Origin of the sequence: Sphingomonas sp. IC-11 (assembly GCF_021043365.1) — a bacterium.
Lineage (GTDB): Bacteria > Pseudomonadota > Alphaproteobacteria > Sphingomonadales > Sphingomonadaceae > Sphingomonas.
In genome coordinates this window covers 220,512-243,783 of record NZ_JAJNDU010000003.1, presented here as the reverse complement: position 1 = coordinate 243,783, position 23,272 = coordinate 220,512, and the positions used below count along the sequence as shown (strand labels likewise).

Annotated in this window: 20 protein-coding genes; 9 read left to right on the top strand and 11 right to left on the bottom strand. The window is 65.3% G+C overall.

Annotated features, from left to right (window positions below; all coding sequences use genetic code 11):
• Positions 1-81: 81 nt before the first annotated feature.
• The 6 genes from LQ954_RS11845 (at position 82) to LQ954_RS11820 (ending at position 8,313) form a co-directional block, all read left to right on the top strand.
• Complete coding sequence (locus tag LQ954_RS11845) at positions 82-1,554, top strand: efflux transporter outer membrane subunit (RefSeq protein ID WP_231023307.1); 1,473 nt, start codon at positions 82-84, stop codon at positions 1,552-1,554.
• Positions 1,554-2,936, top strand: a complete 1,383-nt coding sequence (locus LQ954_RS11840) for an efflux RND transporter periplasmic adaptor subunit (RefSeq protein WP_231023306.1) — start codon at positions 1,554-1,556, stop codon at positions 2,934-2,936. Before LQ954_RS11845 ends, LQ954_RS11840 begins: the two co-directional genes overlap by 1 nt.
• 120 nt (positions 2,937-3,056) lie before the next feature.
• Positions 3,057-3,770, top strand: a complete 714-nt coding sequence (locus tag LQ954_RS11835; protein ID WP_227772040.1) for an ABC transporter ATP-binding protein — start codon at positions 3,057-3,059, stop codon at positions 3,768-3,770.
• A 93-nt stretch (positions 3,771-3,863) separates the two neighbouring features.
• Positions 3,864-5,072, top strand: a complete 1,209-nt coding sequence (locus tag LQ954_RS11830) for an ABC transporter permease (RefSeq protein ID WP_227772039.1) — start codon at positions 3,864-3,866, stop codon at positions 5,070-5,072.
• A 48-nt stretch (positions 5,073-5,120) separates the two neighbouring features.
• Positions 5,121-7,868: a [protein-PII] uridylyltransferase gene (locus LQ954_RS11825; RefSeq protein ID WP_231023305.1), complete on the top strand. Its 2,748-nt coding sequence runs from the start codon at positions 5,121-5,123 to the stop codon at positions 7,866-7,868.
• Positions 7,869-7,932: 64 nt separating this feature from the next.
• A complete protein-coding gene (locus tag LQ954_RS11820; protein WP_231023303.1) occupies positions 7,933-8,313 on the top strand; it encodes a VOC family protein in 381 nt (126 codons plus the stop codon).
• A 137-nt stretch (positions 8,314-8,450) separates the two neighbouring features.
• On the opposite strand, the gene LQ954_RS11815 is transcribed toward LQ954_RS11820, so the two are convergent.
• Both LQ954_RS11815 and infC read right to left on the bottom strand, forming a co-directional pair.
• Positions 8,451-11,285 carry a TonB-dependent receptor gene (locus tag LQ954_RS11815; protein WP_227772036.1) on the bottom strand — a complete coding sequence of 945 codons (2,835 nt, stop codon included), beginning with the start codon at positions 11,283-11,285 and terminating at the stop codon, positions 8,451-8,453.
• Positions 11,286-11,523: 238 nt separating this feature from the next.
• Entirely contained in the window at positions 11,524-12,057 is a 534-nt protein-coding gene (infC, locus tag LQ954_RS11810; protein ID WP_088334327.1) for a translation initiation factor IF-3, read from the bottom strand.
• Between the two features lie 200 nt (positions 12,058-12,257).
• Between infC and LQ954_RS11805 the strand changes: the two genes are divergently transcribed.
• On the top strand, positions 12,258-13,700 hold the full coding sequence (locus LQ954_RS11805) for a DUF2029 domain-containing protein (protein WP_231023302.1): 1,443 nt from the start codon (positions 12,258-12,260) through the stop codon (positions 13,698-13,700).
• A gap of 19 nt (positions 13,701-13,719) precedes the next feature.
• Here LQ954_RS11805 and LQ954_RS11800 read toward each other — a convergent pair whose 3' ends face one another.
• From LQ954_RS11800 to LQ954_RS11790, 3 genes are read right to left on the bottom strand one after another with little or no spacing between them, the layout of a single operon-like run.
• A complete protein-coding gene (locus LQ954_RS11800) occupies positions 13,720-14,898 on the bottom strand; it encodes a glycosyltransferase (RefSeq protein WP_231023299.1) in 1,179 nt (392 codons plus the stop codon).
• A gap of 1 nt (position 14,899) precedes the next feature.
• Positions 14,900-15,421, bottom strand: coding sequence for a DUF2141 domain-containing protein (locus tag LQ954_RS11795; protein WP_443026622.1), 522 nt, complete (start codon positions 15,419-15,421; stop codon positions 14,900-14,902).
• A complete protein-coding gene (locus tag LQ954_RS11790; protein WP_231023298.1) occupies positions 15,409-16,356 on the bottom strand; it encodes a hypothetical protein in 948 nt (315 codons plus the stop codon). Before LQ954_RS11790 ends, LQ954_RS11795 begins: the two co-directional genes overlap by 13 nt.
• 119 nt (positions 16,357-16,475) lie before the next feature.
• Between LQ954_RS11790 and LQ954_RS11785 the strand changes: the two genes are divergently transcribed.
• On the top strand, positions 16,476-17,531 hold the full coding sequence (locus LQ954_RS11785) for a glycosyltransferase (RefSeq protein ID WP_231023297.1): 1,056 nt from the start codon (positions 16,476-16,478) through the stop codon (positions 17,529-17,531).
• On the opposite strand, the gene maiA is transcribed toward LQ954_RS11785, so the two are convergent.
• From maiA to pyrE, 6 genes are read right to left on the bottom strand one after another with little or no spacing between them, the layout of a single operon-like run.
• Entirely contained in the window at positions 17,518-18,147 is a 630-nt protein-coding gene (maiA, locus tag LQ954_RS11780) for a maleylacetoacetate isomerase (protein ID WP_227772031.1), read from the bottom strand. The genes LQ954_RS11785 and maiA overlap by 14 nt on opposite strands.
• Complete coding sequence (locus tag LQ954_RS11775) at positions 18,144-19,217, bottom strand: AI-2E family transporter (protein ID WP_227772030.1); 1,074 nt, start codon at positions 19,215-19,217, stop codon at positions 18,144-18,146. Before LQ954_RS11775 ends, maiA begins: the two co-directional genes overlap by 4 nt.
• Positions 19,214-20,176 (bottom strand): signal peptidase I, encoded by a 963-nt coding sequence (gene lepB, locus LQ954_RS11770; RefSeq protein ID WP_443026621.1) that lies wholly within the window; start codon positions 20,174-20,176, stop codon positions 19,214-19,216. The genes LQ954_RS11775 and lepB overlap by 4 nt, the downstream gene beginning before the upstream one ends.
• Positions 20,173-20,577 carry a holo-ACP synthase gene (gene acpS / locus LQ954_RS11765; protein ID WP_227772029.1) on the bottom strand — a complete coding sequence of 135 codons (405 nt, stop codon included), beginning with the start codon at positions 20,575-20,577 and terminating at the stop codon, positions 20,173-20,175. The genes lepB and acpS overlap by 4 nt, the downstream gene beginning before the upstream one ends.
• Positions 20,574-21,302 (bottom strand): pyridoxine 5'-phosphate synthase, encoded by a 729-nt coding sequence (locus LQ954_RS11760; protein WP_227772028.1) that lies wholly within the window; start codon positions 21,300-21,302, stop codon positions 20,574-20,576. The genes acpS and LQ954_RS11760 overlap by 4 nt, the downstream gene beginning before the upstream one ends.
• A gap of 31 nt (positions 21,303-21,333) precedes the next feature.
• On the bottom strand, positions 21,334-21,918 hold the full coding sequence (pyrE, locus tag LQ954_RS11755) for an orotate phosphoribosyltransferase (protein ID WP_231023296.1): 585 nt from the start codon (positions 21,916-21,918) through the stop codon (positions 21,334-21,336).
• A 193-nt stretch (positions 21,919-22,111) separates the two neighbouring features.
• Here pyrE and coxB point away from each other — a divergent pair, with 193 nt between their 5' ends.
• Positions 22,112-23,272 (top strand): cytochrome c oxidase subunit II, encoded by a 1,161-nt coding sequence (gene coxB / locus LQ954_RS11750; protein ID WP_231023295.1) that lies wholly within the window; start codon positions 22,112-22,114, stop codon positions 23,270-23,272.

Below are 23,272 nucleotides of genomic sequence, written 5' to 3'. Positions count from 1 at the left end.
TGGCCGACGAGTCTCGCGCTGCGACAAATCGCGACACAAAAGCGCTGGACCCTTATGGGTCTTCCAACCATTTCGGCATCCATGACGCGCTTGCGGGTTACGCTTCTCCTCGCCGCCGCTCTTGGCGGATGTACTGTTGGTCCGGATTATCGACCACGAACCGCGACTGAGCTCGGGGTGCCCGACACCTTTTCGGTCACGGCCGAACCGACGCGTGAGGATCTGACGCGCTGGTGGCGCAGTTTCGATGATCCGGTGCTCGGGCAATTGGTGGAACAAGCAGCCGCGAGCAATCTCGACATCGCGCAGGCATCCGCTCGGCTGCGACAGGCCCGCGAAGCGCTGGTCCAAAGCCGGGCAAGCCTGCTGCCAACGGTGAACGGCTCGGCGGGCTACAGCCGCTCCGAAACGCTGCGTGGCGGGCAGACGGTGATCACTCTCCCCGACGGCACCACGCAAAGCATCGGCGGTGGGGGCGGCTCCAATTTCTCCCTCGGGCTCGACGCACAATATCAGCTTGGCCTGTTTGGCGAAGTGCGCCGCACCGTGGAGAGCAGCCAGGCGCAATATGAGGCGTCCGGTTTTGATCAGGCGACGGTGCTGCTGTCCGTGCAGGCGGAGGTCGCGCGCAATTATGTGCTGGCCCGGCTATACCAGCTTCAGCTCGCCAATGCCCGCGACAGCCTGGCGCTGCAGGACGACAATCTGGAAATCGCCGGCTTTCGCGTTCAGGCCGGGCTGGTTTCCAGCCTCGACCAGGAACAGGCGCGGGTGCAGCGCGCGCAGACCGCGGCCTCCGTGCCGTTGATCGAGCAGCAGTATAATGCCGCTGTGAGCCGTATCGGCGTGCTCACCGGCGCTGCGCCCGGGACGCTGAAGCCGCTGCTCGCCGCGACGAAGCCGATCCCGCGTGGGCCGGCAAGCGCTGGTGTCGGCATCCCGGCGGATGTGCTGCGGCAACGACCCGATGTGCGCGCGGCCGAGCGGAGCCTTGCTGCGGCAACCGCGCAGATCGGCGTTGCCAAGGCCCAGCTGTATCCCGCGCTGGCGATCGGCGGCAATATCGACACCCGCGCCGGCAACCTGGGCGGTTTGCTGGAAACGGTCACCGGCGGGTTGTTCGCTGGCCTGACGCAAGCGATCTTCAACGGCGGCCGTCTGAACAGCCAGGTGCGCGGCGCAGAGGCTGCCGCCGACGCCGCCCTTGCGGCTTACAAGCAGACGGTGCTGATCGCGCTCGAAGACATCGAGAATGCCGTTGTCGCGCTCAGCACCGCGCAGGCACGCGAACGCGAGTTCGCCGTCGCACTGGAAGCGGCAAACAATTCCGCGATCCTCAGCCGCAGCCAGTATCGCACCGGCCTCACCGACTTCACGACCCTCAGTCAGCAGGAGGCGGCGTTGCTGTCGGCTCGCAACAGCGCCGCACAGGCGCGCGCCGATCACGCCAATGCGCTGATCCAGCTCTACACCGCGCTTGGCGGCGGCTGGGATTCGACCGCGGCGCCCCAGGCGATATCACCCCAGAACAACAGGCAGGACGGAACCCGCTGATGGCCACCGAGCAACTTGATGATTTCCTCGGGGTGAAGCCGCAGCCGGCGTGGCGTCGCTGGGCGAAATGGGGCGCGATCGCCGTTGGCGTGATCCTGCTGGTGCTGCTTGGTTTTCGGCTGTTCGGATCTCGGGCGGAGGCTGGTTACGCGACGGCCCCGGTGCGACGCGGGAATCTGACGGTCACCGTTTCGGCCACTGGCAAGCTGGCGCCGACCAATCAGGTGACGGTCGGCTCGCAGCTATCCGGCCTCGTCACGCGGGTCGTTGTCGACGTAAACGACCGGGTTACCGCGGGGCAGGCGCTTGCGCTGATCGATCCCGAACAGATCGAGGCGCAGATCCGTGCCGGTCAGGCGCAGTTGAACGCCAACATTGCGGGCGTGAACCAGGCGCGCGCAACCGTGGCCGAGGCACAGGCGCAGCTTGCCCGGCTGGAGGAAGTGTATCGCTTGTCGAACGGACGCGTGCCTTCGCAGACGGAGCTGCAGACCGGCCGGGCAAACGCTCAGCGGGCGGTTGCCGCGCTCCGGGTTGCTGAGGCCAATGTCGCCGCGGCACGCGCCAATCTCGCGCAGAATCAGACCCAGCGTCAGCGCGCCATCATTCGCTCTCCCGTGAACGGCGTCGTGCTCGCGCGTCAGGTCGATCCGGGGCAGACCGTGGCGGCATCGTTCAACACGCCGACGCTGTTCGTGATCGCGGAGGATCTCAGCAAGATGAAGCTGGAGGTCGCCATCGACGAAGCTGACGTCGGTTCCGTGAAGGAAGGGCAGTCGGCAAGCTTCACCGTTGATGCATTCCCGGGCCGCACCTTCCCCGCAACGATCACCCGCGTCGATCTCGGTTCGAACCTCACCGCCACCACGGCCAGCGCGTCTTCCAGCAGCGCCACGTCCGGCACTGCGACCACGGGGCAGGTCGTATCCTATGCCGCCGATCTCACCGTGGCGAACCCGACCATGGAACTGCGCCCGGGCATGACCGCGACGGCTGACATCGTTACCAGCGACAAGAAGAACGTGCTGCTCGTTCCCAATGCCGCGTTCCGCTTCAAGCCCAGCGCCGCCGGTGCGGGCGGCAGCGGCGGCATCGCGGGCTCGCTGACCTTCCGCCCGCGACGCGACCGGCCCGAACGCCAGGCGACGCTTGGCCGCGGCGCGCAGCAGACGGTCTACGTCAAGGGTGCCGATGGCCAGCCGCAGCCGGTGCAAGTGACAACCGGCGATACCAACGGCTCAGTCACCGAGGTGCTGTCCGGCGGCCTGAAGCCCGGCATGGAAGTGATCACCGGTCAGCTGGCGGGCGGCGAAGAAGGAGCGCGCAGCGGCGGCGGCGGTGGACAGCGGCGTCAGCGTCCGGGAGCCGCAGGTGGTGCATAACCCGGCGCTCGCGCCAGCTTCTTCGGCCCTTCCCGGGCAGTCGCCTCGATCACCAGCGCGGCGTGGTGGCAGCTTGGATCGCGCAGGCCAGCGACGAACCGAAGACGGGGCGCAGGCGGGATGACGGGGCCAATCATCTCGCTCCGCAATGTCACCAAGGTGTACGGCAGTGGCCCAACGGCGTTCCAGGCGCTGAAGGGTGTCGATCTCGATATCGCCGCCGGTGATTTCGTCGCCGTGATGGGCCCGTCGGGCTCCGGCAAGTCGACCACCATGAACATCCTCGGCTGCCTGGACGTGCCCACGGGCGGCACCTTCCTGTTCCGCGGCCATCATGTGGAGACGCTTGATCGCGACCAGCGGGCGCTGCTGCGCCGCAAATACCTCGGCTTCGTTTTCCAGGGCTTCAACCTGCTGAGCCGCACCAGCGCGCTCGAGAATGTCGAACTCCCGCTGTTGTACCGCGGCGACGATCGCAAGAGCCGCCGTGACGCCGGTATGGCGGCGCTCGACAAGGTCGGCCTGGCGGACTGGTGGGATCATACCCCGGCGGAGCTTTCCGGTGGTCAGCAACAGCGTGTCGCTATCGCCCGCGCGATCGTCACCAGGCCCGATGTGCTGCTGGCCGATGAACCGACCGGCAACCTCGATTCGGAGCGATCGGTCGAAATCATGGAGTTGCTCACCGGGCTGAACCGCGACAGCGGGATCACCGTGTTGATGGTAACGCATGAGCCGGAAATGGCTGCGTTTGCCCGCACGGTGGTTCATTTCAAGGACGGGCTGGTGGAACGGATCGATGCGAACCACCGGATGGGGGAGGATGTGTCGTGATGCGCGCTGCTTCCTCATCCCGCCGCGGCGATCCGCTTATCGTCCGCCAGGCGCCGCTGTGCTGCGCCCGGCTGCAGCAGGGGTCGTAATCGCGTGTTCGGCACCACCTTCATCCTCGCCCTGCGATCGATCCGCCGGCACCTGCTTCGCTCGTTCCTGACGATCCTGGGCATCGTTATCGGCGTGGCGGCGGTGGTCGCCATGGTGACGCTGGGCAAGGCAACCACCAGCGCCGTGCAGCAGCAGATCGCCGCGCTTGGCACCAACGTGCTCCAGATCCGCCCCGGCCAGGGCTTCGGTCGCGGCGGCGGCGGCCCGCGTCCGCCGGACTTTGATCCCGAAGACGTGACGGCGATTGCGCAGCAGGTCGCCGGCGTCACCGCAGTGGCGCCGCAAGCTTCGACCGCGGCGACCGCTATCTACGAAGGGGCGAACTGGTCGACGACGGTTCAGGGCACCACCAACGGGGTCTTCGTGGTTCAGCCCTGGCCGTTGGCGCAGGGCCGGTATTGGACACCGGCGGAGGAGCAGGCGGGCAAGGCGGTGTGCATCATCGGCAATACCGTCCGGCAAAACCTGTTCCGCGGTGGCGATGCAATTGGTCGACGGATGCGGATCGGCTCGATCAGCTGCGACGTGATCGGCGTTCTTACCGCACGCGGGCAGGCCGGATTCGGCGGAGACCAGGACGACACCGTGGTGATGCCGATCAAGGCAGTACAGCGCCGCTTCACCGGCAGCCGCGATGTGCGCCTGATGCTGGTCGGCGTCGACCAGGCCTATTCGACCAGCGCGGTGCAGGCCTCGATCACCGATCTGTTGCGCGAACGCCGCAACATCACCGGCACCAAGCAGGATGATTTCAACATCTTCGATACCAAGCAGATCAGCGACACGCTGACGGGAACGACGACGTTGCTGACCCGCATCGTCGCTGCCGTCGCAGCAATCAGCCTGGTGGTCGGCGGCATCGGAATCATGAACATCATGCTCGTTTCCGTGACGGAGCGGACTCGGGAGATCGGCATCCGTCTGGCCATCGGGGCGGTCGCCAATGAAGTGCTGATGCAATTCCTGGTGGAAGCGGTCGTCCTGTCGATGCTTGGCGGCCTGGTCGGCCTGGTGCTGGCGCAGCTCGTCATCGCGGTGGCGACGCCGCTGATGCAGGTGCCGTGGACGTTCGATCCTTCGATCAACGTGGTGGCGTTCGCCATCGCGGCCGCAATCGGGGTGGTGTTCGGCTATTTCCCCGCCCGTCGCGCTGCCGGCCTCAACCCCATCGACGCCCTGCGGCACGAGTAATGGGCAAGGGCATGGCCCTTGCCTCGCGCGGCGCGTACATCGGAGCGCATGAACACGCGCTTTGACAGCTTGCCGAACCGCCGCGCGATCATCGATCGGCGCGTGATCGCGGATGCACTGGCTGCGCTGGACCGGGATGATCCGGCGCTGCTTCGTCGCAAGGCGACGGCGATGCTGAAGGACGCGCTGGATGCCGGCCGTGCCGAAATCGCGCGGCGCCTCGGCGAACGGCCGTCGCGCGGGCTGGAAGCGGCCAACGCCCAGGCCTTTCTGATCGACCAGCTACTGAAGCTGTTGTTCGATCTGGTGACACAGCGGCTGTATCCGCTCAGCAATCCGACTGCGGCGGAGCGGCTCACGCTGGTGGCGGTGGGCGGTTACGGCCGGGGCGAGATGGCGCCCTTCTCGGATGTCGACATCGGCTTCCTCACGCCTTGGAAGCAGACGCCCTGGGCCGAGCAGGTGATCGAATCGATCCTCTACGCCCTCTGGGATCTCGGTCTGAAGGTCGGCCATTCCTCTCGCTCGCTGGACGAAATGGTCCGGCAGGCGAAGGGCGATGTGACGATCCGGACCGCGCTGCTCGAGGGGCGCTTCGTGTGCGGGAACGAAGCGTTGTACGAAGAATCGCTGGCGCGCTTCCGCAACGAGGTGACACGCGGCACCGAGCGCCAGTTCATCGCCGACAAGCTGGCCGAGCGTAACGCGCGCCACGTCAAGATGGGCGACACCCGCTACGTCGTCGAACCCAATGTGAAGGAAGGGAAGGGGGGCCTACGCGATCTCCACGCGCTCTTCTGGATCGGCAAATATGTCTATGACGTCGATCGCGCCGCCCAGCTGGTGGACAAGGGGCTGTTCACCCCGGCCGAGTACCGCCTGTTCAACCGGGCCGACAATTTCCTCTGGGCGGTGCGTTGCCATCTGCATCTTGCCGCCGGCCGCGCGGAGGACCGGCTGACGTTCGACATGCAGCGGGAGATTGCGGAGCGGATGCGCTATGCCGATCGGCCCGGAAAGGCCGCGGTTGAGCGGTTCATGCAATTCTACTTCCTGCAGGCAAAAACCGTCGGCGCGCTCACCGGAGTGTTCCTGGCGCATATTGATGATCTGTTTGCCGCCCGCGGTCGGCGCTTCGGCCTGCCGCGCCTGCGCCGCCGTCCGGGCAAGCTTCACGGCTTCGTTCTCGATCGGGGCCGCCTTGCGTTGCCGCACGACACCTTCTTCGCGGAAGATCCCACGCGCCTCATCGAGATCTTCCAGCTGGCCGATCTCCATGGGCTGGAAATCCATCCGCTGGCCATGCGTGCCGCGACCCGCGATGCGAAGCTGGTGGATGAAGTGCGCAGCGACCCACGCGCCAATGCGTTGTTCCTCGATCTGCTGACCTCGCCGCGGGAGCCGGAAACGGTGCTGCGCTGGATGAACGAGGCCGGCGTGTTCGGCCGCTTCGTGCCGGATTTCGGCCGCGTCGTCGCGCAGATGCAGTTCGACATGTACCACCATTACACGGTGGATGAGCATACGATCCGCGCTATCGGCCTCCTCGCCCGAATCGAGCGCGGCGAGCTCGCGGACGAGCATCCGCTCGCAGCCGGCATCCTGCCGCAGATCGTGTCGCGGCGGGTGCTGTACGTGGCGGTATTGCTGCACGATGTGGCGAAGGGCCGCGGCGGTGACCACTCCATCCTGGGCGCGGCCGTGGCGGAGCAGCTATGTCCCCGCTTCGGCCTTACGCCTGCCGAGACCGAGACGGTGGCGTGGCTGGTGCGTCACCACCTGCTGATGTCCGCCACCGCGTTCAAGCGTGACTTGTCGGACTTCAAGACGATCCTTGATTTCACCGATGTTGTGCAATCGGCGGAGCGGCTGCGGCTGCTGCTGGTTCTCACGATCGTCGACATTCGCGCGGTCGGACCGGGGACGTGGAACGGTTGGAAGCGGCAGCTGCTCGGCGATCTCTACGAGGCCGCGGAGGAGGTGCTTCGCCTCGGCCACAAGCAGCGCGGGCGCGAGGAGCGGATCGCCGCCAAGCAGGCCGCCCTGGCCGAGGCGCTAGGCTGGGACGCGCCGACCATGGCCACCTATGTGCGGCGTTTCCCGGAGGCTTACTGGATCGCCGAGCCGGAGGATGTGCTGGCCCACAACGCCCGCTTCGTTGCCGGCGTCGGGGAAGCGCAGCTCGCCATCGACGCACAGGTCTATGCCCAGCGCGGCGCGACCCTGGTTACAGTCTATGCCGCCGACCATCCCGGCATCTTTTACCGTATCGCCGGCGCAATCCATGTCGCTGGCGGGAACATCATCGACGCTCGCATCCACACGACGCGCGACGGCATGGCGCTCGACAACTTCCTCGTCCAGGATCCGTTCGGTCGCCCCTTCGACGAGCCTGAGCAGCTCGCCCGGTTGCAGACCGCGATCGAGGATGCGCTGGCCAATCGCGGCAAACTGGTGGAGCGCCTGAAGGCCAAGCCGCTGCCGCGGGTGCGTGCCGACGCCTTCCGGATCGAGCCGAATGTGCTGGTCGACAACAAGGCTTCGAACCGCTTCACCGTGGTCGAGGTAAATGCGCGCGACCGCCCCGCGCTGCTCAATCAGCTCGCCCATGCGCTGTTCCAGTCAAAGGTGACGATCCATTCCGCCCATGTCGCCACCTATGGCGAGCGCGCGGTCGATACCTTCTACATCACCGATCTGACCGGCGATAAGATCGCCACTGGTGCGCGGCTGAAGGCGCTGGAGAAAAGGCTGCTCGACGCTGCGGCCGGCAGGGCGGTCGACCTGGCGGCGTGACGATCGCCCTCCCGGTGCGCCGCCCTGATCAGGTCGACAGGAATGACCAGAAGGAGAGACGGCAATGCCAGTGCTGGGAATGGGCGGCTTGTTCTTCCGCGCGAGGGATCCAGAGGCGCTCGGCGCCTGGTATCGCGATCACCTGAACGTCGGCCCCGGCTGTAGCGGCGACCCGGCGGCGCTGGCCAGCGAGTGGTTCTGGCAAGCGCGAGGCGGCCCCTTCGTATTCGCGCCGTTCAAGGACACAACCGACTATTTTCCGGCCGACCGCGCCTTCATGATCAACCTTCGGGTCAGCGGCCTTGCGGAGATGATCCGCGATCTCGGAGCGTCGGGTATTGCGGTTGAAACACGCGCGGAATGGGGCTCTCCGGAAACCGGCAGCTTTGCGCGCCTCCAAGATCCGGAGGGCAACGTGATCGAATTGTGGGAGCCGCCCGCCTGACCGGCGCTTTCCGAGGGGGGCACGGCCCGACCTGCCACCACACCCATCCCATGAACGAAAAACACCCCGGCTTCAGCATTGACTGAAGCCGGGGTGAGAAAGCGCTGGCGGGGCGCGTTACCCGCGCCCCTGAGCGATCAGAAGCGCTTGCGCAGGGTCACGCCATAGGTGCGCGGCTCGGCAAGGAACGCGGAGAACAGCTGGTTCGCCGGCGACGTGCCGAGACGGATCGTCTGCGCGAGGCTGCCTGCGCCCTGGAACGGCGCGTTGAACGCGACCTGCTGGTAGTCCTGGTTCAGCAGGTTCTGTGCCCATGCCTCGATCGACCAGTTCTGGTCCGGCCCGCGAACGCCGATACGGGCGTTCATCAGGAAGAAGCCGTCCTGCTCCTTCTCGAAGAACAGGTCCGAACCGGTGTTGTAGTCGCTGGTCATGCGGCCATCGACATAGAACAGGCCGGTCATGCCCGAGCTGCCGATCTCCGGCGTCCAGCTGACCGAGCCCGTCACCACGTTGCGCGGCGCGTTCGACATCTGGCTGCCGGCGAGCAGGAACAGTGCCGGGTCAAGCGCGGCGCCCGCTGCCGAGCCCACCAGGTTGCGGCGGAACTTGGTGTCCGCCAGCGTGTAGCCCAGGTTCACCGCGAAGTTGCGCGCCGGGTACAGGCCCAGCTCGACTTCCACGCCCTGGCTGCGCACGCCCGGCTTCACATCGCCGGTGCAGACGCCGGTCGCTGCCGAACCGTCCTGGTCGCCGCCGTTCAGGCTGTCCGCGCACGAACCGATGTTCTCGACCACGTAGTTGGTGCCGTTGAACGTGTTGAGCTGGAAGTTCTCGAAGTCTGAGCGGAACACGGTGACGTTCGCCGTGAACTGACGGGTCGAGTACTTGATGCCCGCTTCATAGCTGTCCACCAGCTCCGGATCGAAGCGCAGGTTGGTGACGTTCGCCGACGAGCGCGGGAACAGCGCCGAACCCAGATCCGAGCGATCAAGGTTGTAGCCGCCAGCCTTGTAGCCACGCGAATAGCTTGCATAGACCATCAGGTCGCGGGTCGGCTTCCACGAGATCACGCCGGTGCCGGTGAACTGATCTTCGTTGAAGTTGTCCTGCAGATCCAGGCCGTTGAGCGTGACGGACGAGTTGCCCGTGCAGCCCAGCGTGATGATGCCGCCGGCAAGCGTGGCGAGCGCCGGGTTGGCGAGCAGGCCGCCCAGGCCCCCCTGTGCCGTGCCCGCCTGGAGCGCCGGGCAGACCGTGTTGGTGTTGTTGAAGTTCGCATGGAACTTCTTGGCTTCATGGGTCCAGCGCAGGCCGGCCGTGATCGACAGCGTGTCGGTCAGCTTGAAGATATTGTGCGTGAAGAACGCGTAATTCTCGCTGTCCTGGTAATAACGCGCGTTGTTGTCGCCCAGGTTGTTCAGCGTCGACAGGCGATCGAGGTTGCTGCCGATCAGGCCAGCGTTCGCCACGGCGGTTGCAAGCGGGATGCCCGCGGCGACCTGTGCCTGGGTGAGCCCGCCCAGCACAGCTGCGCGCCCCGTGGTGCCGGGGGCGACAAGCGAGGTGCCAAGGCAGCCCGGAGCCGCCGGGTTGCGAAGCGCAGCGACCGGGTTGATCGTCGAAACGATGCGGCACGATGCGAAGGCGCCATATTGCGACCCGAACTGCAGGTTGTCGCCGACGACCAGGTCTTCGTTCGAGTAATAGCCGCCGACCAGCCAGTCGAGGCGATCGTCGAACAGCGAACCCTGCAGGCGCAGTTCCTGGGTAAAGGTGTGGAACTGGCGGAAGGCGCGGCCATCATCGGCGCGATAGCCGATGTCGACATTGCCGTAATCGATGTCGGAGGCGTTGCCGGCCTTGTATTCGCGATAGGCCGTGATCGACGTCAGCGACACGTTGCCGAAGTTATAGTCGACCTGCATCGACCCGCCGTAATCCTTCGTCACGTTCGAATAAGCGCGACCGGGCGAGTTGGCGATCTGGCGGTTGTACGGATCACCCGCGCTCGGGAAGACGCCGCCCAGGCTGCGCAGCACGTCGACGATGCGGTTGCCGTTCGGGTTGATGGTGAAGTCGCCCGGCTGGCCCGGCGTCGGGTCCAGCTTCTCGCGCAGGTCGACGTACACTGCGCCGCAGCACTTCTCGTCACGCCAGGTGTAATCGCCCAGCAGGCGGATGGTGAGGTCGCTGGTCGGTTCGAACAGCAGCTGGCCGCGCACGAACCAGCGGTTGCGATCGTTGTAATCGGTGTCGTTGATGACGTCCTTCAGGAAGCCGTCACGCTTGTTGAACACACCGTCCAGGCGGAACGACAGAACGTCCTGCACCACCGGCCCGGTGATCGCACCGGCAAGGCGGATGTTGTCGTAATTGCCGTAGGTGCCCTCGACATAGCCGCCGAACTCGTCGTCGGGCATCCGGGTGTAGATGTTGATCGCACCGGCAGATGCGTTGCGGCCGGAAAGCGTGCCCTGCGGCCCGCGCAGCACTTCGATGCGGTCGACTTCGCCGATGTCGTTCAGGCCCGAACCGGTGCGGCTGCGATACACGCCATCGATGAACACGGCGACCGAGCTTTCCAGGCCGGGGTTGTCGCCCACGGTGCCAATGCCGCGAACGCGTGCGGTGGCGTTCGCTTCGCTGCCGGTGGAGGAAACCTGCAGCGACGGGGCAAGCTGTGCCACGCCGCGAATGTCGTTGGCGCCCGAATTCAGCAGTGCCGCCTGGCTGACGGCGGAAACGGCGATCGGCACGTCGGCCAGACGCTCGGCGCGGCGCGTGGCGGTGACGACGATGTCACCTGCGCCCAGCTCGTTGGCGCCCAGATCGGTATCGCTGGCGGGTGCGGCCTGGGGCTGATCAACCGACCCGGCAGCGGTCGGGTCCTGGCTCGGCTGTTCCTGCGCAAGTGCGGGAAGGGCGGCAAAAAGAACGGCAGTGGACAAAAGCGAGGCAACGCGACGCATCGGGCTCTCCGGTAGGTATAATTATCGTGGTTCGATGGGAGCGGTGCCTTTAGGCCGCCCGTCCGGCGCGCAAAGAATTTTTTGTTGCACAGGAAACTTTTGGGATCGGCGTGTCGCGCGGATGCCACGATTGGTCCGTAGCGGCCCTGTCTGAAGTGTCAGTTGACGCTACGTCAGACATGAAAAAGGCCGCGACCTCTGCTGGAGGCGCGGCCGTTTCGCAGGCGATCCGGAAAAATTATTTCGGCGCGAGCACCATCAGCATCTGGCGGCCTTCCATGCGCGGATAGGCTTCCACCTTCGCTACTTCGGCGACCTGTTCGGCCACGCGCTGGAGAACTGCCATGCCGAGCTGGCCGTGGCTCAGCTCACGTCCGCGGAAGCGCATGGTCACCTTCACCTTGTCGCCTTCACCGATGAACTCCGCCACCTTCTTCATCTTGGTGTCGTAGTCGTGATCATCGATGTTCGGACGCATCTTGATCTCTTTGATCTCCTGCGTCTTCTGGCTCTTGCGGGCGAGGTTCGCCTTCTTCTGCGCCTCGTACTTGTACTTGCCGACGTCCAGGAACTTGGCCACGGGCGGATCGGCATTGGGCGACACCTCGACCAGATCGAGCCCGACTTCCTTGGCCTGCTCGATTGCCTGACGGGTGTACATCACGCCGAGATTCTCGCCCTCGTGATCGATCACGCGGACCTTTTGGCTCTGGATCCATTCGTTGAATCGCGGGCCGTTCATCGGCGGCGCCTGCATTGGCCGGCGCATCATGGGCGGACGGATGGTCAATTCTCCTGTTGCTTCAAACGACGAATATATAATGCGTCCTGTCGCGGATCGAAAGACTTCAATCGGCCACTTCGGGCTAAACTGTTCGCGCAAATGATCCTGCCGTGTTTGCCGGACGGCCGGGCGGTTTACCTGCCGGCGAGCGGTGACACGCCACAGGCGGGTGTTTAGGCGTGCCGGCAATGAACCTGGGCACCCTTGATCGCCACCGGCTGTTGCTATTGCTGGCTATGGCGATCGCCGCACGGGCAGTGACGTTCGGCAATCCGATCGTCCATGTCGATGAGGATTTCTACTTCACCGTCGCTCGCGACATGTGGGGCGGCGCCTTGCCCTATGTCGATATATGGGATCGCAAGCCGCCCGGGCTTTTCCTGATCTATCTTCTCCCCGCCGCCCTGCCGTTCGGCTGGGGCATCATCGCCTATCAGGCACTGGCGCTTGTCGCGGTGGTGATCACGGCATGGATCATCGCCCGTCTGGCCGAGGCCGGCGGTTGGGCACGGGGCGCCACGCTGAGCGGCGTCGCCTACATCCTGTGGCTCAACCTGGCGAGTGGACAGGGGGGGCAGTCACCGGTCTTCTACAATCCGCTGATGGCCGGTGCGGCGCTGCTGATCATCGGTAACCGGGCGCGTAGCGGCTGGCGCGATGGTGCGGCCATGCTGCTGGTCGGTTTGGCGTTACAGGTGAAATATTCGGCGCTGTTCGAGGGCCTCTTCTTCGGCATCTGGATCATGGCGCGGGATTGGCGCGCGGGCCGTCCGATCGGCCGGGTCGCGGTACGAGGCGTGGGGCTCGCGACGCTCGCGCTCCTGCCGACCATTGCCGCTGCGGGCTATTATGCGGCGATCGGTCATCTGGACGCCTTCACCTTCGCGAACTTCCGGTCGATTTCTGCCCGGCGAACCGATCCTGCGCTCGAGCGAGTGGGCAATTTCTTGAAGGTCGCCGCGCTTCTGCTGCCGTTGCTGGTGATGGCGGTCGATTCGGTACGCCACGGTGCGGGAGGGCAGGTGGCCGATCAGCCACAGGGCGAGGTGGCGCCAGGTGCGCAGCGCTTCCTCTTGTGCTGGCTCAGCGTCGCGGTTGCGGGAATCGTCGTCTTCGGCGGCTGGTTCGATCATTATGCCTTGCCGGCCTTTGTGCCCGGTGCGGTCTGCGCGGCCGGTTTCCTCGGCGTTCGTCAGCGCGGGCGAGTGGTCGCCCTGGGGCTGGCCGCATTGATCGGCACGGTCACCATTGTCGCCGACCGGCTCGGCCGGGGTGGCCCCGCTCAGTTCGAAGGCCTGGTCCATGCGATCGGCGATGGCCCGGGTTGCCTGTGGGTCTATTCAGGCACCCCCAAGATCTACGCTGCTGTTCCGCGGTGCCGTGTGACGCGATATCTCTTCCCCAGCCATCTGTATCGCACGCGGGAGCAGGGCGCGATCGGCGTCGATCAGGAAGCGGAGGTTCGCCGCATTCTCGCCCTGGCGCCGCAGGTGATCGTGATGCGCCCGCTCTCGATTGGGGAACGGCCAGCAATTCGCGCCATCGTGACTGCAGCGATCGCGCGCCGCTATGTCGTTGCTGCTCATCGGCCACTGGGCCGCGAGACGCTGACGATCTACCGTCGAAGATAGTGGCCAGCGCTGCGCCGATTCAGGCCGCTTTGCTCCGCCTGGCGGCCAGCGCCGCTTCATAATAGGCCATAAGCTCCACGGTATGCTCCCGGTCCGTTCGCACCCGGCCGGCTGCGGCCGTGGCCGCCTGGCGCAGCAGGCGGGGATTGCGGGCACGCATCCGGGCAATGGCATCGGCGCACGCCACCGTATCGCGGGCCCGGTACAGTTCGGCACACAGCGGGTCCGCCACTTCGGCGCATCCGCCGGAATCGGGCACGATCAGCGGCAACCCGGACGCCATCGCCTCCGATGCAACGAGCCCAAACGGCTCGGCTTCCGATCCGTGGATCAGCGCATCACAACTGGCCATGATGCGCGCCAGCCGCTCGCGGTCGTAAACCGGGCGGAACAGGCGGATATGCGGGCTGCCGGCAATGCGCCGCTGCATCCGCTCGGTATCCACCCCCTGCCCGAGCAGGATGAGCCCCACGGGAAAGGTGGCGCCGGCACGCTCAACAGCGTCGATCACCATGGGCCAGCGCTTCTCCGGATGATGGCGTCCGAGACCCAGGAGCAGCAGCCCGCTTTCGTCCAGGCCACATTGCCGCAACAACGCACGCCGCAGCGCGCCATCGCGCAAGCCGGGTGAGAAGTGCCCGCGGTCGATGCCGAGCGGCATGGCAGCGTCGATCCGCAGCCCTCGCGCCTGCAGGCGCTTGGCTAGAGCCGGCCCATTGGTGACCACCCGATCGTACAGGTTGAGGAAGCGCGCCATATAGCGGGTGTACCAGCCAAACGCCCGCTCGATGCGGTCATGGCTCGCCACCCCTTCGAACCAGCGCTGGGCATAGGCGGCCATATTGTCGTTGTGCATGAAGAAGGATTTCAGCGCGCGGCCCTGCCACTGGCCCACGAACCAGGCGGGGCGCCAGGGTGACGAACATTCCACCACATCGGGATCATATTGGTCCAGCAGCCGCGTCACCGCGGCGCGATCCCAGAAGAGGCCGTAATTGGGATCGAACGGCATTTTTGGCGACCGGACGAAGTGGATCCGCCCCCCGCCGGGCCGATACTCGATCCGTTCCTCCGGCCCCGGCGCGATCAGGATCAGCTCGTGCCCGAGTTCGTTCATGATGCCGATCTTGCGGTCGATATAGGTCCTGACGCCGCCGCCTGTTGGCGAGTAGAATTCGTTGACGTCGACGACGCGCATGTCAGTCGGTGACCGGACCAAAGCTGGGGATCAGTCCGCGGAGATACTGAACACGGACGGTGACTCGTGCCACGCCGCGCGGAACATTGACGACGGCTTGTGCCAGTGTCGGCTTTGATCGGCCAATCCGCTGGTTGGACGGGATGCCGGCGCCATCCGTCCACACATTGAACTTGTTCTTATTGTCCCGATCATGGGTCATGAACAGCGCGTACCGGCCCGGCGCGGGCGCCTTGATGCACAGGGTGACTGGGCCCGCCTGCGGGCTCGTGGTTTGAACACGGTGGAAGAACTTGCCCTCGGCCAACAGGTCTCGATCATCCCTCAGGAAGTCAGCTTCCGTTGCCGGATACAGTTCCAGCTTCAGATTGCCTGTCCGGTCCTTCAGGCCCTGCACCGCCACTTCGATGGCCGGCTGGTCACGCTGAATACAGGCTTCCGCGTCGCTGCCAAGCACGCGCGCCTGGGCCGCCGCCGGGGCAAGCAGGCCGAGGAGCAAAGGAACTGACTTCAGCGCCGCCAAAGCCGAAGCCCGGTCCAACCGGCTCCCACCGCAAACGCCAGCACCAGGGCGATGTGCACCACCAGGGTAAGGGCGGCCACAAAGGCGATCATCTCGCTGAGCGCCTCTCCCTGGCCAATCAGCAGGATCGCGAAGCTGGCGAACAGCAGGTCCTTGTTCGGTACGAGCGGCAAGCGCGAAACGAGCAGCCGTGCGGCCGAAAGGAACAGCCACATCCAAAGGGAGACCTCCGGCATGGCGAAGTGCCAGGCCAGTGCCAGAAGGAGCGAGCTGGCCGCGATGCGGGCACAATGAATCCAGAACACCTGCCAAAGCTGACGGCGCGGCAGCGAGAAGACCCGCTTCGAAAACAGGATCAGCAACAGGCTGATGGCAAGGGTAATCACCGCCGAACCCGCCACCGCGTTCAGCACGCCTGGTGGCATCAGCTGATAGCCGACCGGTAGCGCCAGCGCACAAAGCAGGATGGTGGCGCCATTGCCGGCGATCGCGGAGAGGAGCGAGACGTCCTTCACCGCGCCGAAAGGTGCGGCGACCAGGTTAGCCCTCGCGCGCGCCCAGGCGTAGAAATACGCTTCGCCCGAGTATCCGAGCACCACATCGTTCGCGATCCGCTTCTTGTGGAGCGCCGCAAAGCCCGCCCAAGGTATCCCCCAGAGGCGACGAAAGATGATGAAGTCACCCGTCGGCGCCGCCATGTACAGGCCGAAGAAGGCGACATAGAACCAGGGCGAATCGGGCGCCGCACGGCTGAGACCCGCAAGCCCGGTGTCCAGCAATTCGCGACCCAGCATCACCAACATGGCGAGGCTGAGCACCGCGCCCACGATGGCGGGCCAGCGGCGGCGCAGGGTTTCCGCCGGCTGCAACGCCGCGATGTCCGGCAAATTGGCATCGATCACGCCCGCAGGCACGCTGTCGGCTTTTGCGCTCAAGACCTCGGGCTTCCTTTGCACGCGTCCCGCATACCATCTCGCGGGCGGTTTGGGCGAATGGCGCCCGAATGTGGTTTCTTTTCGACCGCAATCTGGGCTGTAGGGTGCGTCCAAACAAGATGAGCGGCGCGCGACACATTCTTGGTTACGCCCAAACGCTGCGCGGCGGCGGCGTGGAACGTGCGCTGCTGCGCCTTGCCGGTGAGTGGCACGGGCTGGGCCGCCGCGTTACGCTGGTGATTGGTGATGCGACGGGCCCGTTGCGCCGTGAGCTGCCTGCGGGCGTCGAGGTGATCTCGCTCGGTGCTGATGACTATGCTGCGTTACGGGCGCTGCCCCGCTACGCGAAGGCCGTCCAGCCGGATGTCATGTTCTGCCCTGGCAGCCATTATACCGGGGTCGCTGCATGGACGCGCTGGCGTCTGGGCAGGTCTTGTCCACCGATCGTCGGGAAGATCTCCAACGCGGTGGATCGGCCAGATTTCGGGAAGCTGATGACCCTCGTTCACGCCACATGGCTGCGCCAGCACCCGCGCTTCCTTGATTGGGTGGTAGCGATGTCGGACGCAAGCGCCGCGCAACTCGCCCGGACAATGCGACTCGACGTCAAACAGATTGCGGTGATCCCTAATCCTCCAGCGCGGCCTCTCGCGTGCGCGCCGGTGCCGGGCCTTCCTCCCCGTTACATACTGGGCGTTGGCCGGCTCGTACCCCAGAAGCGCTGGGACCGCCTGATCAATGCCATTCCCCGATTGAGGGAGCGGCTCGCGCTGGTCCTCTTGGGAGAGGGCGAATGCCGCGCGGCACTGGAAGCCCAGGCGAAAGCATGCGGTATCGAGCTGTTTCTGCCGGGGCATGTGGCGGATCCGATCGGTGCCATGTCTCGTGCCACAATGGTCGCCTTGCCCTCGGAGTTCGAGGGCGTGCCCGGCGTCCTCAGTGAAGCGCTGTCCGTCGGCACGCCCGTGGTGGCAACCGATTGCTCCCCAGCGGTCGCGGAGATCATTCCGTCGCCTTCGCTGGGCACCATCGTGCCGCGCGACGATGCTGCAGCATTGGTTGCCGCGCTAAACCACTGGCTCGGCGACGTTGTCCGGCCCCAGCCCGTTTCGCCACCGGGGACGGATTCAGCGAAGCGCTACCTGAAACTATTCGACAGCCTTACGCGGGCTTGACCCGCTCGGGGGCTGCTGCCTGAACCGCCGGCATTGCGAGGCTTGCTGCTTCTGCTGCGCAAAGCCTTGGAAAGGCGTCTAGTGGAACCGCGAACCGCCGGGCATTGGCAAGCTGCGGCACAAGGCACACATCGGCGATGTCGGGCGAATCGCCGCCAAGAAAGGGGCCGCCGCCCGCCATTTGCTCCAGCGCCGCCAAGCCTTCCACCACCCAGTGGCGGTACCATTCATCACGCGCTGCCTGATCCGCCCCGAATTGGGATTCGAGACGTTTCAGCACGCGAAGGTTGTTCAGCGGGTGAATGTCTGCCGCCACCGCCAGCGCTCGGGCGAGCTGTCCGGATCGCACGAACGGATCCTTGTCCACCATGGGCGGCTCAGGGAAGTTCGCGTCCAGCCAGTCTACGATAGCAAGGCTTTGGGTGAGAGGGCGGCCGTCCACGACCAGCGTCGGCACAAAGCCTTGCGGATTGATCGCACGATTGGCGTCACTGGTCTGATCACCTGCCAGCAGGTTCACCGGCACTGAATCATAGGGCACACCCTTCAGGTTCAGGCAGATGCGCACACGATAGGATGCCGATGAGCGCCAATAATCGTGCAGTACGATCTTCATGCGCGCGCTTCCTCGTCGCGTTCGTCTTCAACGGTTTCGCTCCGACGCTCCATGGCCGTCTTGATCATGGCAGTCATCGGATCGGCCAGCGCAAGGCCGAGGATGCCGAATAGCGCGCTGGCGAGGATCTGCGCGCCCAGTGTCAGCGCCGGCGGCATGTCAACGGTGCGCTTCGCAACCATAGGGATCAGAACATAACCGTCGAAGGTCTGCACGATCACATAAGTGCCGATCGCCCAGATACCGGTGTCGACCCCGGCGGAGAAGCCCACGGCGATCATCAGCGCGCCAGAAATGAAGGCGCCGATATTCGGGATAAAGGCAAGGATGCCGGTCAGGATTCCCAGGATCAGCGCCATCGGAACCCCGCCGATCATCAGCGCGAACCAGGTAAGCACGCCCTCCGCCACCATGCCGATGATCCGGCCGAACAGCAGCCGGCGCAGCGTGTGGCCCATGCGCTCAGTGATGATCGCGAATTCCGCGCGCTTTTCCTCGGGGATCATCCATTGCAGACCGCGCTCATAGGCACGCGGGTCCATGGCGATGAAGAGGCCGATCACCAGGATCATGAACATGGTGGTCAGTGCGCCCACGGCGGTGCCCACCCAGGACGTGAGCCGACCAACCGAACTCATCGCCTGACGCGCGATGCCGCTGATGTCGGAGGCACCTGGCATCAGACCATGGCTGGTCAGCCAGCTGGTCAGCCGCACTGCCTGCGATTCCAGGGTGGTGCGCAGCTGATTGACCTGCTCCGCCACCTGAACGCCGGTGAGCACGAACGTGCCGACGAGAAACACCACGGTGAGAAGACAGACGATCAGCAGCCGCCATCCTCGCCCGATCGGCAGCACCCGGCCAAGCAGGCGCACGCCACCGTCGAGCATCGAAGCAAATACGAGGCCGGCGAAGATGATCAGCAACGGCTGGACAAGCAGCACGACCAGCGCGATCGCTGAAGCCATGCCGAGCCACACCGCGGCGCGTTTTATCTCACGCCGGGTGGCTGGATCGCGAACTTCATGCGGGCTGGCTCCCTCGACGACCCTTACGCCCGCTTCGCTCAACGTGTTTCCTCCGGGTGAAGCGAGATGCCGGCGCGGCCGCTCCGCAGCGATCCAAACCACGAGAGGGGGTTGATGGTTGCGGATCCGTCGACAGAGAAGGTGATGAATTCGGCGCGCCCACCGATATTCTCCCATGGCACCGGCCCACCGAGGCCCTTCTCACTGCCGCCCAACGCGAAACGGCTGTCAGCGGACCGATCGCGATTGTCTCCCATAAGGAACACGTGATTCTCTGGGATCTGGACCGGCCCATAATAGTCGCCCGGGCTGGTGCCTAACTCGACCGTGTCGAAACGGCGCCCGTTCGGCAGGGTTTCCGTCACGATCGGCAGGCGACAGACAGTGACACCGTCCGCGCGCGTGATCTTGGCTTCGGGATATTGCCACGGATCGCAGGTGGCGTTGAGATCCACCGGCAGGTCCTTGTAGTGGGTGGGCCCTCGTAACACCGGCTTTCCGTTCAGGATCACCGTTCCGGCCCGCACCTCCAAGGTGTCGCCGGGAAGGCCGATCACGCGTTTGATATAGTCACTGGTCTGCCCTGGCGGTGTGACGATCACGACATCGCCACGCTTCGGCATCGCGCCCCAAACTCGCCCGCGCCACGCCGGCAACTGAAAGGACCAGCTCTCAACCGGCTGGTGGAGGACGGCCCCTCTGAACATGGCGGCCGGATTGGGGATCGTCGGCGAGACGAATGACCATCCATAGGCATATTTGGAGACAACCAGCCTGTCCCCAACCTCCAGGCCAGGCAGCATGGATTCGCTGGGGATGTAGAAAGGCTTGGCGATGAAGCTGTGGAAGCCCAGCACAGCCAGGATCAGCCAGAACAGGCCTTTTGCCTCGCCCCACCAGTCGAAGCGACGCTCCCCCCTTTGTTCGGGCGCTTCGTCAGCCGGGGGTTCGCCCGTCAACGGCAGTTTCTCGGCCAGATCGTTCACGTCTCTGAGGTTCACTCGTCCGGGATGGCCTCGATGATCACAAAGGCCTGCGCCCAGGGATGATCGTCGGTCAACGTCAAATGGATACGCGGGCGGTGGCCCGCGGGAATCATGGCGTCAAGAGCCGCCTTGGCGCCCCCGGATAGCGCAAGCGTTGGCGCTCCGGAGGGGGCGTTCACGACGCCGATGTCCTTCATGAAAACGCCGCGGCGAAACCCGGTACCGACCGCCTTGGAAAAGGCTTCCTTGGCCGCGAAGCGCTTGGCGTAGGTGCCCGCGATCGTGAACGGGCGGCGCTGGGCTTTGGCGCGTTCGACGTCGGTGAAGACACGGTTCTCGAACCTGGCGCCGAAGCGATCGAGCGATGCCTGGATCCGCTCGATGTTGCACAGATCCGAGCCAAGACCGACGATCATCGTGCCGCATCCATCGCCGCGCGCATCCGGCGAATGCTTTCGGCCAGTCCGATGAAAATCGCCTCGCCGATCAGGAAATGGCCGATGTTCAGCTCAACGACCTGCGGGATCGCCGCGATCGGCGCCACATTGTCGAAGGTGAGGCCATGGCCGGCATGAACTTCGATGCCGTTCTTCGCTGCCAGCGCCGCGGCTTCGGTGATTCGCCGCAACTCCTCTGCGCGCCCGCCGCCGTCGAGCTCGCAATAGCGGCCGGTGTGCAGCTCGACCACCGGCGCGCCCAGCCGCAGCGCGGCATCGATCTGGCGCGCGTCCGGCTCGATGAACAGCGATACGCGCGTGCCGGCCTCACCAAGCGCAGCCACCATCGGCCGAAGTCGCTCAAACTGGCCGGCCGCATCAATGCCGCCCTCGGTCGTGCGCTCCTCTCGCTTTTCTGGAACGATGCACGCTGCATGGGGGCGATGCCGAAGCGCGATCTGCAGCATCTCTTCGGTCGCGGCCATTTCCAGGTTGAGCGGGATGGTCAGCGTTTCGGAAAGCTTCGCGATATCTTCGTCGGTGATATGGCGGCGATCTTCACGCAGATGCGCCGTAATGCCATCCGCGCCAGCCTCGGCCGCCAGCTGAGCCGCACGGACAGGATCGGGATAAGTGCCGCCACGGGCATTCCGCACGGTAGCGACATGGTCGATGTTGACGCCCAGGCGCAAATGTCCGCTCATCTACCCTCCCTCCGCCGGGGCCCGGCTGTGGTCACGCCGCCGACCGGCTACCCGGCTTGATCGCCGGAATGGCGGCGAGCTCCGGAGGGAGCGAGTCCGCCTCATAGGTGGGCACATCAAGGCGGATAAGCGGAAAGAACGGGACGCCGATGTCGGCACTGCCATTCGACCGATCCACCAGGGCGGCGCCGACAATCACCCGGCCGCCAGCCGCTTCGATGGCCTTGATCGCCTCGCGAGACGAAAGGCCGGTCGTGACGACATCCTCCATCATCAGAACTTCCCGGCCTTGCTCCAGGCGGAACCCGCGCCTCAGCTCGAAGGTGCCCGTTGGCCGCTCCACGAACATCGCCTCGACACCAAGGGCGCGCGCCATCTCATGCCCAGCAATCACGCCCCCCATGGCGGGCGATACAACGGCAGAAATACGAGAGCGCAGCTCCTCGGGAATCCGGGCGGCCAGTGCTGCGGCGAGCCGCGCGCCGCGCTGCGGGTCCATCAGCACGCGGGCGCATTGCAGGTAGCGCGATGATCGCAGCCCCGACGACAGGATGAAGTGCCCCTCGAGCAGCGCATCTGCCGCTCGGAATTCCGCCAGAACCTCGTCGTTGGTCACTAATCGCCCTTTCGTCCGCCTCCCGAAATACGAACGACGCCGCGACCATGCAACGGAGGGTCAGTGACTGGCGTAAATAAAGCAACATGCGTGCTTGAGGCGCGCGAAACCCCTCCGTATAGGCGGCAGTGTCCAAAGGGTCTGCGCAGGGGGTGTGCGGGCTCCGCACTGGAGAGGCAAGGTTACCGCACGGATGAGAAGCGCGTTCAAGGGATGGATGCTGGCCGCTGGGCTCGCGCTGGCCGGGCTCGCGCCCGCCGCAGCCCAGCCAGCGGCGACGGGGGGCGATGTTGCAAGCGCTCCTGCCGAAGCAGCAGCGATCGGCAATTCGGTCAATGTCGGGGAACAGGCGCCGGACTCGGCTCCCGCTGCACCGGGATCGGCGCAGGCTAACGGCGCACCGCTGACGGCAAATCCCGTCATTGGTCAGCCCACTGATCGACTCATGTCGATCCAGCCGCAGGTCACCAAGAATGGCCAGCGGGCGATGGGGTTCCACAACAACATCCTGTTGCCGCTGATCGTGGTGATCTGTCTCCTCGTACTGGCGCTGCTGGTATGGGTGGTGATCCGCTATCGTCAGGCCGCTAACCCGATCCCGTCGAAGACGAGCCACAACACGGCCATCGAGGTCGTTTGGACGCTCGCGCCGGTGCTGATCCTGGTCGCCATCGCCGTGCCGTCGATTGGCCTGCTTTCCGCGCAGTTCAAGCCTGCACCGGCCAACGCCGTCACGCTGAAGGCGATCGGCAACCAGTGGTACTGGAGCTATCAGTATCCGGATCATGGCGGCCTCGAAATCACGGCCAACATGTTGAAGGAGCAGAACGAGGTTGCCGCTGGTGAGCGCTTCCGGACCGACGCAGATGGCCCCCGCCTGCTCGCCACGGACAATCGCGTCGTGCTGCCGGTCGGCGTGCCGATCCGTCTCATCACCACCGCCAATGACGTGATCCACAGCTGGGCGATCCCCGCTTTCTGGATCAAGCTCGACGCGGTCCCCGGCCGTTTGAACGAGACCAGCTTCACCATCGAGAAGCCGGGCATCTATTATGGCCAGTGCTCGGAACTGTGCGGTGCGCGCCATGCGTACATGCCGATCGCCGTTGAGGCGGTTTCGCCCGCACAGTTTGCGGCTTGGATCCGTTCAAAGGGCGGCTCCATGCCTGGCACGGCTCAATCGTCGGCAGCCGCGATCCCGCAGCCTGGTGCCGATAACTCCGCAGGTGCTGCCGCTGATGCAGCAGCTGCGGACAACCTGACCGGTCCGACCGAAAACGCGACCGTCGAACCCGCCACCTCCCCGCAGGGCGCCACCGGTAATCCGGGCGGCACCGGCGACTCGGGACGCTGA

Coding starts and splice junctions, on each gene's coding strand:
- LQ954_RS11825 (WP_231023305.1), top strand. CDS start 5,121: ATGAACACGCGCTTTGACAGCTTGCCGAACCGCCGCGCGATCATCGAT.
- infC (WP_088334327.1), bottom strand. CDS start 12,057: ATGATGCGCCGGCCAATGCAGGCGCCGCCGATGAACGGCCCGCGATTC.
- LQ954_RS11815 (WP_227772036.1), bottom strand. CDS start 11,285: ATGCGTCGCGTTGCCTCGCTTTTGTCCACTGCCGTTCTTTTTGCCGCC.
- LQ954_RS11800 (WP_231023299.1), bottom strand. CDS start 14,898: ATGCGCGTCGTCGACGTCAACGAATTCTACTCGCCAACAGGCGGCGGC.
- LQ954_RS11840 (WP_231023306.1), top strand. CDS start 1,554: ATGGCCACCGAGCAACTTGATGATTTCCTCGGGGTGAAGCCGCAGCCG.
- maiA (WP_227772031.1), bottom strand. CDS start 18,147: ATGAAGATCGTACTGCACGATTATTGGCGCTCATCGGCATCCTATCGT.
- LQ954_RS11760 (WP_227772028.1), bottom strand. CDS start 21,302: ATGAGCGGACATTTGCGCCTGGGCGTCAACATCGACCATGTCGCTACC.
- LQ954_RS11805 (WP_231023302.1), top strand. CDS start 12,258: ATGAACCTGGGCACCCTTGATCGCCACCGGCTGTTGCTATTGCTGGCT.
- LQ954_RS11785 (WP_231023297.1), top strand. CDS start 16,476: ATGAGCGGCGCGCGACACATTCTTGGTTACGCCCAAACGCTGCGCGGC.
- LQ954_RS11845 (WP_231023307.1), top strand. CDS start 82: ATGACGCGCTTGCGGGTTACGCTTCTCCTCGCCGCCGCTCTTGGCGGA.
- coxB (WP_231023295.1), top strand. CDS start 22,112: ATGAGAAGCGCGTTCAAGGGATGGATGCTGGCCGCTGGGCTCGCGCTG.
- LQ954_RS11835 (WP_227772040.1), top strand. CDS start 3,057: ATGACGGGGCCAATCATCTCGCTCCGCAATGTCACCAAGGTGTACGGC.
- acpS (WP_227772029.1), bottom strand. CDS start 20,577: ATGATCGTCGGTCTTGGCTCGGATCTGTGCAACATCGAGCGGATCCAG.
- LQ954_RS11820 (WP_231023303.1), top strand. CDS start 7,933: ATGCCAGTGCTGGGAATGGGCGGCTTGTTCTTCCGCGCGAGGGATCCA.